Annotated in this window: 8 protein-coding genes; 3 read left to right on the top strand and 5 right to left on the bottom strand. The window is 64.1% G+C overall.

All coding sequences use genetic code 11. The features are described from left to right. Positions 1–3 precede the first annotated feature (3 nt). The 3 genes from AC4EEO_RS06190 to AC4EEO_RS06180 are packed head-to-tail and all read right to left on the bottom strand — an operon-like array spanning position 4 to position 6,855. Positions 4–4,857 carry an NAD-glutamate dehydrogenase gene (locus AC4EEO_RS06190; protein WP_491340107.1) on the bottom strand — a complete coding sequence of 1,618 codons (4,854 nt, stop codon included), beginning with the start codon at positions 4,855–4,857 and terminating at the stop codon, positions 4–6. Between the two features lie 55 nt (positions 4,858–4,912). After that, the gene (locus AC4EEO_RS06185) at positions 4,913–6,217 is read right to left on the bottom strand and encodes a CpaE/TadZ family protein (RefSeq protein WP_491330191.1); all 1,305 of its coding nucleotides are present in this window, start codon (positions 6,215–6,217) and stop codon (positions 4,913–4,915) included. Continuing rightward, entirely contained in the window at positions 6,214–6,855 is a 642-nt protein-coding gene (locus AC4EEO_RS06180) for a hypothetical protein (protein ID WP_109045138.1), read from the bottom strand. The genes AC4EEO_RS06185 and AC4EEO_RS06180 overlap by 4 nt, the downstream gene beginning before the upstream one ends. A gap of 153 nt (positions 6,856–7,008) precedes the next feature. Between AC4EEO_RS06180 and AC4EEO_RS06175 the strand changes: the two genes are divergently transcribed. Next, positions 7,009–7,224 (top strand): helix-turn-helix domain-containing protein, encoded by a 216-nt coding sequence (locus AC4EEO_RS06175; protein ID WP_018760220.1) that lies wholly within the window; start codon positions 7,009–7,011, stop codon positions 7,222–7,224. Positions 7,225–7,276: 52 nt separating this feature from the next. Here AC4EEO_RS06175 and AC4EEO_RS06170 read toward each other — a convergent pair whose 3' ends face one another. Next, positions 7,277–7,846: a hypothetical protein gene (locus AC4EEO_RS06170; RefSeq protein WP_018760221.1), complete on the bottom strand. Its 570-nt coding sequence runs from the start codon at positions 7,844–7,846 to the stop codon at positions 7,277–7,279. A 598-nt stretch (positions 7,847–8,444) separates the two neighbouring features. Here AC4EEO_RS06170 and AC4EEO_RS06165 point away from each other — a divergent pair. Together AC4EEO_RS06165 and AC4EEO_RS06160 are read left to right on the top strand one after the other, a co-directional pair. Beyond that, on the top strand, positions 8,445–8,819 hold the full coding sequence (locus AC4EEO_RS06165) for a LysM peptidoglycan-binding domain-containing protein (RefSeq protein ID WP_491330192.1): 375 nt from the start codon (positions 8,445–8,447) through the stop codon (positions 8,817–8,819). Positions 8,820–8,873: 54 nt separating this feature from the next. Beyond that, complete coding sequence (locus AC4EEO_RS06160) at positions 8,874–9,371, top strand: Rv3235 family protein (RefSeq protein ID WP_491340106.1); 498 nt, start codon at positions 8,874–8,876, stop codon at positions 9,369–9,371. An 88-nt stretch (positions 9,372–9,459) separates the two neighbouring features. Here AC4EEO_RS06160 and secA read toward each other — a convergent pair whose 3' ends face one another. Beyond that, the gene (gene secA / locus AC4EEO_RS06155; RefSeq protein WP_018760224.1) at positions 9,460–12,198 is read right to left on the bottom strand and encodes a preprotein translocase subunit SecA; all 2,739 of its coding nucleotides are present in this window, start codon (positions 12,196–12,198) and stop codon (positions 9,460–9,462) included. Positions 12,199–12,208 lie beyond the last annotated feature (10 nt).

Here is a 12,208-nt window from a genome sequence, read left to right as displayed (position 1 = left end):
AGGCTAGCGTCGGACGATTGACCTCAAGAGCCTCAATGCTACCGACAGTGAGGCCATGTCGTCGGCCTCCAGGGCGTTCACTTCGTCGAACATGCTCTTTGCCCTGCCCAGCTGTTCGGCATTCTGCGCCTCCCAGTCCTTGAGCCGCGCCTCCGGTGAGTCGGCCGTGGACGTTGCGTCCAGCACCGCCGTCGTCATGTCCGACACGGTCGAGTACAGATCGTCGCGCAAGGCGGCCCGCGCCAGCGCCTGCCACCTGTCCTGGCGGGGCAGGCTGCTGATCCGTTCCAGCAAGGAATCCGCGTGGAACCGGTTGAACACGGTGTAATACGTGGCCGCAATGTCCTCTACCGGGTCCTTGCGGGATCGGGCGATCTTGGCAATATCCAGCAGCACGAAGCTCTCGAACAGCTCGGCCCAACGCAACGCCAGGCTTTCCGGGAGTTCCCATTCGCGACCCTTCGCCAGCCATTCGGACACCCGTTCGCGGTCATCCCCGCGCAGGTAGTCCAGCAGGCGGGCCCGCATCGGATCCATGAGCGGCTTGAACTCCGCCACTACCTCTGCGATCGGGCGGGAGACGCTTTCCTGGCCCAGCAGCCACCGGACCGCACGGTCCAGGAGCCGGCGGATGTCCAGGTGGACGGTGCTCCAGTGCTCCGTCGGGAACGAAGCCGGCAGGCTGTTCAACTCGGCCACCATCGCATCCAGTTCGTACACCTCCCGCAATGCCACGAACGCCTTGGCGACGGCCACTTCGCTGGCCGACGTTTCTTCCATGACCCGGAAGGCGAAGGTGATCCCGCCAAGGTTGATCATGTCGTTGGCCACCACGGTGGCGATGATTTCGCGTCGCAGCGGATGCGTGTCCAGCTCCGCATCGAAGCGTTCGCGCAGCTGGTGCGGGAAATAGGAGCGCAGCGTGTCCCGGAACCAGGGATCGTCGGCAAGGTCGCTGTCCCGAAGCGCCGAGGCCAGCTCGATCTTTGCATAGGCGGCCAGCACCGACAGTTCAGGGGAAGTCAGGCCCTGCCCCTGCTGCAGCCGGTCACGCAGGGTCTCGGTCGTCGGCAATGCTTCCAGGTCGCGTTTCAGGTCCGCACTCTTCTCCAGCCAGTCCATGAGCCGCTCGTAGCTCGGGCTCCACTCGGCCACCCGGCTGCGGTCGTTAAGGAGCAGGATGTTCTGGTCGATGTTGTCTTCCAGGACCAGCCGGCCCACCTCGTCGGTCATGGAGGCCAGGAAGTCCGCGCGTTCGGCCGCCGGCAGCTTGCCCGCGGCGACCATGCGGTCAACAAAGATCTTGATGTTGACTTCGTGGTCGGAGCAGTCCACGCCGGCAGAGTTGTCGATAGCATCAGTGTTGAGGATGACCCCCTGCAACGCCGCCTCGATGCGGCCGCGCTGGGTCATGCCGAGGTTTCCGCCTTCGCCCACCACTTTCACGCGCAGATCCCGGCCGTTGACGCGGATGGCGTCGTTGGCCTTGTCCCCCACCGTTGCGTTGGATTCTGAACTGGCCTTGACGTAGGTGCCGATACCGCCGTTGTACAGCAGGTCGGCCGGGGCCAGCAGGATGGCCCTCAGCAGCTCCGGCGGGCTGAGTTCGGTGGTTTCGGCCGACAGCCCGAGTGCAGCGCGCACTTGCGGGGATACGGGAATGGACTTGGCCTGCCGGGCGAAGACGCCGCCGCCTTCACTGATCAGCGACTTGTCGTAGTCGTCCCAGGAGGACCTGGGCAGCTCGAACAGCCTCTGCCGCTCAGCGAAGGAGGATGCCTCGTCCGGCGCGGGATCGAGGAAGATGTGCCGGTGGTCGAATGCCGCAAGCAACCTGATGTGGCGGGACAGCAGCATCCCGTTTCCGAACACGTCACCGGACATGTCCCCCACACCCACCACCGTGAACGGCTCGGTCTGGGTGTCGAGGTCGAGCTCACTGAAGTGCCGCTTGACCGACTCCCAGGCGCCCCGGGCGGTGATCCCCATGGCCTTGTGGTCGTAGCCTACGGAGCCGCCGGAAGCGAACGCGTCCCCCAGCCAGAATCCGTATTCTGCCGACAGCCCGTTGGCGATGTCCGAGAAAGTAGCCGTCCCCTTGTCCGCCGCCACGACAAGGTAGGAGTCGTCGTCGTCATGCCTGACAACGTTCGACGGCGGCACAAGCCGCTCGCCGCTACCTTCCGTGAGCAGGTTGTCGGTGAGGTCCAGCAGGCCGCGGATGAAGGTCTTGTAGCTTTCGACGCCTTCCGCCATCCAGGCCGCGCGGTCGGCGGCCGGATCCGGGAGCTGCTTGGCGAAGAAGCCGCCCTTGGCTCCGGTGGGAACGATGACGGCGTTCTTGACCGTCTGCGCTTTCACCAGGCCCAGGACTTCGGTACGGAAGTCCTCCCGCCGGTCAGACCAGCGAAGGCCACCGCGGGCGACCTTGCCGAACCGCAGGTGCACGCCCTCCACCCGGGGCGAATAGACCCAGATTTCGAACATCGGCCGCGGGAACGGCAGCCCCTCGATCTGCGGCGGGTCCAGCTTGAAGCTCAGATGCGGCTTGTCCTGGAAGAAGTTGGTGCGCAGGGTGGCCTCAATGAGGTTGCCGAATGTGCGCAGCACGCGGTCTGCGTCCAGTGTGGCAACCTTCTCAATGGCAGCTGCCAGGTCCTGGCGTACGGACGCCTGGGCGGCGGCGCGGCCGTCGTCGTCCATGGCCGGGTCAAAGCGGGCAGCGAAAAGCGCGATCAGGGCCTTGGTCACGTCGGCGTTGGCCAGGAGCGTGTCCGCCATGAACCCGAAGGAACTGCTGCTGCCCATCTGGCGCATGTAGCGTGCGTAAGCCCGCAGCACCGTGATCTGCCGCCAGTGCAGGCCCTCCCGCAGCACCAGGCGGTCGAAGCTGTCAGACTCCGCCGCTCCTGTGACGGCGGCGCCAAAGGATTCGGCCAGGAGTTCCCCCGTGCTGACCGGATCCACGCCGGCAGGGTATTTCAACCCAAGGTCGTAAAGGAAGAAGTCCCTGTGGTCGGCGGTTTCGATCTCGAACGGGCGTTCGTCCAGGACTTCCAGACCCAGGTTGTGGAAGTAGGGAAGGATCTGGCTCAGGCTCTTGGGCTCCAGCATGTAGAGCTTGACCCGGGCGTCCTCTTCCAAGGTCGCGCCTGCCCCCTCGGGCAGGTAGACGTGGACGCCGGGACGGTCCTGCCGCGCGTCCGCACTCCGTTCGGCGGCGGCTCCGTACTTCTCGAAGCGCGCAATATCCTCAAGCGCGTCCTCTACCTCGTAGTCCACCCGGTAGCTGGCGGGAAACGCCTCGGCCCAGATGGCGGCGAGTTCCTTGGCCTCGGCCGGGTCCCGCCCTTCGCGCAGGACCTCGGTGATGCCCTCACTCCAGGACCTCGCGGCCCGGACCAGCCGCGTTTCCAGCTCCTCGCTGTTGACGTGGCTGACATCGGCGTTCTTGGGCAAGCGGATGCGGAAGAACAGGCGGGCAAGGGCCGACTCCGTCATGCGTGCTTCGTAGTCGATCGAAACCGCCTGGAACGTTTCCCGCAGTTCCTGCTCAATGCGCAGCCTGACATTGGTGGTGTACCGGTCACGGGGCAGGTAGACGACGGCGGACATGAAGCGGCCGTAGATGTCGGGCCTGAGGAACAACCGGGTACGGCGACGTTCCTGAAGCTTCTGGATACCCAAAGCCGTTGCGGCGAGGTCGGGAATTTCGATCTGGAACAGCTCATCGCGCGGATAAGTCTCGAGGATCCCCAGCAAATCCTTCCCGGAATGCGAGTCCGGCGGGAAGCCCGCGGTTTGCAGCACAGCGTCGACCTTTTCGCGGACGATCGGAATATCCCGGACGGAGCCGGCGTAAGCGCTCGTGGCGAAAAGTCCGATGAAGCGGCGCTCGCCGTTGACGTTGCCTGCGGCATCGAAACTCTTGATTCCGATGTAGTCGAGGTAAGCCGAGCGGTGCACGGTCGAGCGGGAATTGGCTTTCGTAATGACCAGGGCGCGTTTTTCCCGTGCCTTCTTCCGGCCGGTATCGGTGAGGTGCTGGATGTGGGGGGAATCGGCGGACGCCCGCAACAGTCCAAGCCCGCTGTCTTCGCGCAGCTCGAGGACATCTTCCCCGTCGACGTTCAAGAGGTCGTATTCGCGGTAGCCGAGGAACGTGAAGTTACCGTCGTCGAGCCAGCGGAGCAGGTCCTTGGCCTGGCGCAATTCGGCGATCTGTGCGGGGTTGGCCACCTGGTCCAGGCTTCTGGCGATTTCCAGCGCCTTTTGGCGCATCTTCGGCCAGTCCTCGACAGCGGCCCGGACGTCCTTGAGTACCCTGGTCAGCCCGGCAAGCAGGGACGACTTCGCGTCGTCCGGAATACGCTGGATTTCGACGGCGATCCACGACTCCATGTGGGAGGCGTTTTCACCTTGGGCGATGAGGTGCGACAGGTTCGGCATGGCGGCCGTGTCCCCACTTGAAATGCCCAGGTGGGCCGGGACCCTGTTAACCTCTACCAACTCGCCGGTTTCCCGATTCCTGGTGGCGACAAACAGCGGGTGGACCACCAGTTTGATGGCTGCGTGCTGCCGGACCAGTTCCGCGTTCACGGAATCGACGAGGAAGGGCATGTCGTCAGTAACGACGAAGATGACGGTGCTGTCCTCCTCGTCGGCGATTGAGATCTTTGCCTGCCCGGGCAGCCGGACCGACGCCGTCGTGTGGTGCTCCCGTGCCCGGGACTCCAGTACCTCGCGAGGGTAGCTCCGGGCGTCCTCCTCCGCCAAGTGCTGGTAGTAGTCCCCCATGAAACCTTCAAGGCCTTCAATGGAGAGGGGCTGATCCTCCACACCGGATCCAGACGACATCGACAACGCCTCCACTTGAGAAATTCGCCGCACCTTTGCAGCTCTTATGGCGAGCCTAGTCCTTTGCCTTGCGCCGTGGTGTGGAAGAAAATACAGAGGATTTGGACTTTTGCTGGACGGGTGCACAAACCAGTTCCCTGATCGCCCTGCGGAGCGTCGACTCCGGCGCAGCTTCGTGCAACAGGGATCCAGCCAAGAGCGCTGCGTCGGCTGCAGCGGGGTCGTAGGGCAGAAACGCGGTGAGCCCGGAAGCCGGGCCGTATCGTTCCCAGGCATCCCTCAGCTGGCGCTCGGGACTTCTGCCAACGGAGGAGGCCCGCACTTTGTTCATGATCACGATGGGCGCGGCCTGTGGGACCGCTGTTTCCAGTTCGGCGAGCGCCCGCACCAGCCTGGGCACCCCTACCGGATCCGCTGCCCCGACCGCATAGACCGTGTCAGCCACTTCAAGGGGGCAAAGCGTCGCCGCATTCCGCCGCGGCGCCATGGTGTCGAAGCTGAGTTCTTCATCAGCCTCAAGACAGAAGCCGGTATCGACCACCACCACGTCCGCCATGTGCCTGGCCCGCTCGAGGACCAAGGCCAGAGCTGTGGCCCTGAGTTCGGTCCACCGGTCAGCGCGGGTTATCCCCGTCAGGACTTTGAACGTCCCTGACGCGGTGGCAACGGTTGAGGCCACTTTCCGAAGCGCATCAGCGTCCAGCGCCCCCTGGTCGGCGAGCCTGCACGCCTGGGCAAGCCCGGCCGACTCATCCAGCAATCCCAGGACTGCCGCTACGCTTGCGCCGTAGGTGTCGGCATCGACAAGGAGGACCTCCCGGCCGTCAGCCGCCATTTCTCCAGCGATGTTGGCTGCAACCGTGGTCCTTCCGGGCGACCCCGCCGGACCCCATACGGCGATGATCTTCCCCGTCCCGGCATTCTCCGGGCCGGGCTTGGGTTCAACCGGAGTGATGGCGAGCGCAGCTCCAGTATCAGCTTCCGCGCTCAACGCCGGAGGACGACCCAGACCGGTCAGGCGGGCAACAGCGTCCGCTATCCTGTCCGAAAGCTCCGCGGAATGAACCCCGGTCAGTGCAGAGGCCACCCCGATCTTGCGGAGCCTGTCCGCCTCATCGGCGTTGTCCGTCAGGGCAATGATTGCCACCCCCACCGCGCCAAGGCGGTCAACCAGGGACGCAGTCAGCCCTTCTGAACCTTCGGCCACGACGGCAGCCCTGGCGAGGCCGCTCTGGCAGGCTGCCAGCAATTCCGGAAGTTCAGCGCATCGCCGAACCACAGTGACGGGGCCGTGCAGCCGTTCCAGGCCGCCCACCACATCCTCCCGGCTTTGGCCCACAGTGACCACCGGAATGCTCATCGGGCGCCACCGGGGTTCCAGACGACCGAGATCTTTGCTTCATTTGCCTGCGCGCCCAGCAACGCCGGCATCTGCTTGTCCTCCACCAATACCATCAGAACCGTCGTCTTCGACGATCCGAGGGCCGTGGACCCCGTGGCCACTTCGGTGATCTCCGCACCGGGCAGGAGGAGCTTCGGCTCACTGAAACCGTTCTTGGCATCCGGCTGCGCCACCCAAACATCGACGCGGGCGCCGGCAACGGCTTGTGCCGGCAACGTCTGATCAATGGTGAGAGCTACAGGCTTCCGGTCCAGCCGGTCCACTTCGCCGAGGCTTGACCGCGGAACGAGCTGGTCTTTCCCAATGCGCTGCATGGCAACCACGTCCTGCGGCAACCCGTCCGCCACGGTGATGTAATGCTGCTCGGTATCTCCCAGCCTGACCTTGGCGCGCACCACGTTCTCGGGAGTGAGGCGTTCGCCCACCGCAATGCCGTCCCTGGCGGCGTAGACCTCGGTTGTCCGGTCTGCGCTGCCTACGAGAAAGACGACACCCGCTATGGATACCAGGACCAGGAGTACGCCAACCAACAGCCGGGGGTCTCTCCACGAGGGACGCTTGAGCCGTGCAGCACCGACGCTTGAATCAGGAACCATACCGTCCTCCCCCTTGGCATCCCGGACCCTCCCCACGGGGGCCGGACTCCTCATTGTTACCGGAAGGCCGATGGAACAAAAGTCATTTGGCTAAAACCTGCCAATATGTGGATAACGGGAACAAACTGCGCCACTTGATGGCAAAATGAGTCCATGCCAAGGTTTCTCACGCTCGCAGACGTCGCTGAGCAGCTTCAGATTAATTCTCCAGCCGCGTATGCCTTGGTGCGCAGCGGCGAGCTGAAGGCCATCCAGGTGGGTGGCAGGGGCCAGTGGCGGGTCGAAGAAAAGATGCTGGAGCAGTACATCCAGGAACGCTATGCCGAGGCCAGCCGCATGATCCAGGAGTCCCGCGCCAAGTCGATGTGACCGGCTAGCGCACCTTCCAGCCGCAAAAGCAGCAGGACCGACTGCGCCGCCGCTACAGACCGCCCATCTTGCGTGACCTGATCATGGCAAGCCCGGCGAAGGGTATGGCAGAGACCTGGCTCACGCCCTGGCTCCTGCGGACCTCGCCGGGCGTGACCACGGCCAGGTCGATGTAGTCACTGCCCACGCGGTCGATCACTCCTGCCAGGCGGACGAGACCTGCAGCACCGCCAACGGTCACCGCCAGCTCCGCCCTGTCGCGTGCAAGGCCACGCAAGGAATGCGCGAGCCCAATCGATCGGCGAACCGCGGAATTTTCTGCTTGCGCGTGCCGCCCCAGTCCGACATAACGCGCCACGGCCGCGTAGGGAACAAGCACTTGGCTCTGCTCATCGTCCAGGACCAGCGCATCGGCCCCGGCATGTGTGAGCTCACCGTGTACGGATTCCCCGCAGAGAAGATGGACGCCAATCCGGTAGCCCACCGATGCCCGCAGCCTGTCCTCAACCGGCAGGCTTACCAACTCGGCGCGGGCCCGCTCATTGATTTCGGCGTCCAACGACAACCGGTCAATTTCAGCAAGTTGGCTTTCGATGTCATTGAAGAGTGCATCCCAGCGCATTCCGCCAGCGTAAGTTGCCCTTCCGCCCCGGTCAACGCAGCCAGGATTTTCTCTCCAACGTCTAGACAAAAGATCGTACATCGGTCCAAACTGAATCAAACAACATCAAATGACATCAAAAGGGACGATAATGAATTGCAGGGAAGAAGCACGGTGGTCGGACATCGTGTCGGCATTTGCCTTGCTCGTGCTCGGCGTCGCACTTTGGTTCCTGGGCTCCGGACTTGTCGCCCAATGGCAGGCTTCCGCAGCGCGCAACCAGGAACCATCCGTGGAAGTCCTGTTGGCGGCCGCCGCATCAGCGGCCGGTGCCGGCATTTTGCTGTGGTGGACGTTTGCGATCGTATGCGCCGGTTCAGGAGTCCTACTCGAGCGCCTTGGCCGGCGTCGGTCCGCGGCAGCCGTGCGCAGGTTCTCTCCTGCATTCATGCAACGGGCCTTGGTTGCCGCCCTTTCGATCCAGCTCCTCGCAGGAGCGGCCGCGCAAGCCGCCGCAACCGATCCGGGGCCCGCATGGGGCCCCACACCCAGCCACTCGTCGTCGGCCCCCTTCAGCCCACCACCCACGAGCAGCATTCCAGACACGGGAGGAGGAACCGTGAAGGAACAGTCCGCAGTGGAACCGCCAGGGAGCATCGCCGCAACGGAAGGACAACCTGGGCCCCAACCGCCCGCCGCCATGCCGGCACCCGGATGGCGTCCCGCTCCTCAGGTAGTGGAACCCGGCCTGCTCGCCGCGCCAGGGAGCAGGGCAGCAAGTGGAGCTGCTCCCGGGACCGGGGCTGCAACCGTGACCGTACTGTCCGGGGACACGCTATGGGCCATCGTAGCCAACCAGCTTGGCCCCGGTGCCTCGGATGTGGACATAGCCCTCGAATGGCCGCGCTGGTACTCGGTGAACCGCGGGCAAATCGGCGGGAACCCGGATGTCCTGCTGCCAGGCCAAATCCTCCGGGCGCCACAGCCGTCGTAACTGCCTTTTTGCTACCTGGCAGTGGAACCAGCCAACTAAATGAAGGGGAATCCAATGATTGCTGTGACACCAATTCGCGCCAAGCAGGACTTGACGGCGCTTCCCGGGAACAAGACCGGTGGGCCCGGGATTGCCGCCAGCGGGACCTCGTCCGCAGGGCGTTTCCGGGGAGTACGTCCGGCACCGCTGCGACCAGTCGACGAGGCCGCGGAAGTGCGGGCCATCACCCGCGGGACCATCCAGGCCTCCATGGAGGTCCTGGCCGGAATCCGGCCCGTCCACCAGCTTGCACGCCGGCTGGATCCACGGTGCCTGTCGGCCCTTCAACACCGGGCAGCATTGATCAGGCGTGAACTGACCCGGACTGGCAATCCGGCACTGGCCCGGCTTCACCGGAATTCAGTGGTCCGCTCGGTACGCGTCTGTGAGGTGTCCGATGGAATCTACGAGGCCAGCGCCGTCGTTGTGGATGACGTGCGCGCCCGCGCCGTTGCTGTGCGCATCGAACGGAGCAAACAGGTGTGGCGGGTGGTCGAACTTGTCATCGGGTGAGAGAGCGCCCGGAGAAGCCGACAGGGCAGGGAACAAGAGGTTCCCTGCCCTGTCGGCGGATGCCAGCGCCCTTGGTAAGCCCGGCGGGCTAACGCTTCTTCTTCTTTGCGGGGCGCTTTGCTGCGTCCTGGGCGGCCGCCTTGGCCGGATTGCCGGAACGTCCGCCTGAGCGGGTTTCCACGCGTGTCTCGGTTCCGCCGCCTTCGCTGGGTGCCGTGTACTGGAGCTGGGCAGGCTTCTCGGGTGCTTCGAGACCGGCCGCCCGCAGTTGCGGATCCACGTGCTCGGTGTGGCCGCCGGAAGCATCCTGGACCACGACGTCCTGGGCGGGAGTGACTTCCACCTCGAGGTTGAAGAGGAAGCCGACGCTTTCCTCCCGGATGGCTTCCATCATGGCCTGGAACATGGCGAAGCCTTCACGCTGGTATTCCACGAGTGGATCGCGCTGAGCCATGGCCCGCAGGCCGATGCCCTCCTTGAGGTAGTCCATCTCGTAGAGGTGTTCCTGCCACTTGCGTCCTATGACCGACAGGACCACACGGCGCTCAAGTTCGCGCATGCTCTCGGAGCCAATCGCTTCCTCCCGCGCCTGGTAGACCAGGCGGGCGTCAGAGAGGATCTCCTCCTTCAGCAGCTCCACGGTAACCCGTGCCTTGCCGCCGGCTTCTTCGATGATGTCTTCCGCCGTGACACTGACGGGGTAGAGCGTCTTGAGGTTGGTCCACAGCTGGTGGAAGTCCCAGTCGTCACCGTTGCCCTCCGCCGTGGCGGCATCAATCAGGGCCACAATGGTGTCCTCGACGAAGAACTGCACCTTCTCGTGCAGGTCATCGCCCTCAAGGATGCGGCGGCGGTCGCTGTAAATGGCTTCGCGCTGGCGGTTCAGGACGTCGTCGTACTTGAGGACGTTCTTGCGCTGTTCGGCGTTGCGGCCTTCCACCTGGCCCTGGGCCGAGGCGATGGCCCGCGACACCAGCTTGGATTCCAGCGCAACGTCGTCCGGAACCGAGCTGTTCATCAGTCGTTCGGCGGCCCCAGAGTTGAAAAGCCGCATGAGGTCGTCCGTCAGGGAAAGGTAGAAACGGGATTCTCCGGGGTCACCCTGGCGGCCGGACCGGCCGCGAAGCTGGTTGTCGATGCGCCGGGACTCGTGGCGTTCGGTGCCCAGGACGTACAGGCCTCCCAGATCCAGCACTTCCTCGTGTTCGTCCTTTACGGACTGCTTGGCTGCCTCAAGGGCTGCCGGCCACGCGGCTTCGTACTCTTCGGAGTTCTCCTCCGGGTCCAGGCCGCGCTTGGCGAGCTCGGCCACTGCGGTGAATTCGGCATTGCCGCCCAGCATGATGTCAGTACCGCGGCCGGCCATGTTGGTGGCCACCGTGACGGCGCCCTTGCGGCCGGCCTGGGCAACGATGGCCGCTTCACGGGCGTGGTTCTTGGCGTTCAGGACCTCGTGGCGGATCCCTTCCTTGGCGAGCAGCTTGGAGAGGTACTCGCTCTTCTCCACGCTGGTGGTGCCCACCAGGACGGGCTGGCCTTTTTCGTGCCGCTCGGCGATGTCCTTCACGACGGCGTCGAACTTGACGACCTCATTCTTGAACACAAGGTCAGGCTGGTCGATCCGCTGCATGTCCCGGTTGGTGGGAATCGCCACGACACCGAGCTTGTAGGTGCTCATGAACTCGGCAGCTTCCGTTTCGGCGGTGCCGGTCATGCCAGACAGCTTGCCGTACATGCGGAAGTAGTTCTGGAGCGTGACGGTAGCCAGGGTCTGGTTTTCCGCCTTGATCTCGACGCCTTCCTTGGCCTCGATTGCCTGGTGCATGCCTTCGTTGTAGCGCCGCCCGGCCAGGATGCGTCCGGTGTGCTCGTCGACGATCAGCACCTCGCCGTCCAGGATGACGTAGTCCTTGTCCCGCTTGAAGAGTTCCTTGGCCTTGATGGCATTGTTCAGGAACCCGATCAGCGGGGTGTTCGCGGACTCGTACAGATTTGAGATGCCGAGGTAGTCCTCGACTTTTTCGATGCCGCTCTCCAGGACGCCCACCGTACGCTTCTTCTCGTCCACTTCGTAGTCCTTCTCGGGCTGCAGCCGGAGCACTACCTTGGCGAATTCGCTGTACCAGCGGTTGGTGTCACCCTGCGCCGGGCCGGAGATGATCAGCGGCGTACGGGCTTCGTCGATAAGGATGGAGTCCACTTCGTCGACGATGGCGAAGTGGTGGCCGCGCTGGACCAGTTCGCTCCTGTCCCACGCCATGTTGTCGCGCAGGTAGTCGAAGCCGAATTCATTGTTGGTGCCGTAGGTGATGTCCGCGGCGTACTGCTGGCGGCGTACGGCCGGATCCTGGTTGGCCAGGATGACGCCGCTGGTCAGGCCCAGGAAGCGGTACACACGGCCCATGAGTTCGGACTGGTATTCGGCGAGGTAGTCGTTCACGGTAACCACGTGGACACCCTTGCCGGAAAGCGCGTTCAGGTAAGCGGGAGCGGTCGCCACCAGGGTCTTGCCTTCACCGGTCTTCATTTCCGCGATGTTGCCCAGGTGCAGGGCGGCGCCGCCCATGAGCTGGACGTCGAAGTGTCGCATTCCGAGTGTCCGCGAGGAGGCCTCGCGGACGGCGGCGAAGGCTTCGGGAAGAAGGTCGTCGAGTTTCTCGCCATCCTGGTGCCGCTCGCGGAGGCGGTCGGTCTCCTCCCGCAGTTCCGCGTCGGTGAACGTCTTGAACGAGTCTTCGAGGGCATTGATGGAGTCGGCATAGTTCCGCAACTGCCGGAGTGTCTTTTTGTCACCCGTGCGGAGGATTTTTTCGATAAGTGATGCCACGTGAAGATGC

Source organism: Pseudarthrobacter sp. MOO13 (assembly GCF_058267655.1).
The sequence above is the reverse complement of the archived record's forward strand: the minus strand, read 5'-3'. Positions and strand labels throughout refer to the sequence as shown.

Coding starts and splice junctions, on each gene's coding strand:
- AC4EEO_RS06190 (WP_491340107.1), bottom strand. CDS start 4,857: ATGTCGTCTGGATCCGGTGTGGAGGATCAGCCCCTCTCCATTGAAGGC.
- AC4EEO_RS06185 (WP_491330191.1), bottom strand. CDS start 6,217: ATGAGCATTCCGGTGGTCACTGTGGGCCAAAGCCGGGAGGATGTGGTG.
- AC4EEO_RS06180 (WP_109045138.1), bottom strand. CDS start 6,855: ATGGTTCCTGATTCAAGCGTCGGTGCTGCACGGCTCAAGCGTCCCTCG.
- AC4EEO_RS06175 (WP_018760220.1), top strand. CDS start 7,009: ATGCCAAGGTTTCTCACGCTCGCAGACGTCGCTGAGCAGCTTCAGATT.
- AC4EEO_RS06170 (WP_018760221.1), bottom strand. CDS start 7,846: ATGCGCTGGGATGCACTCTTCAATGACATCGAAAGCCAACTTGCTGAA.
- AC4EEO_RS06160 (WP_491340106.1), top strand. CDS start 8,874: ATGATTGCTGTGACACCAATTCGCGCCAAGCAGGACTTGACGGCGCTT.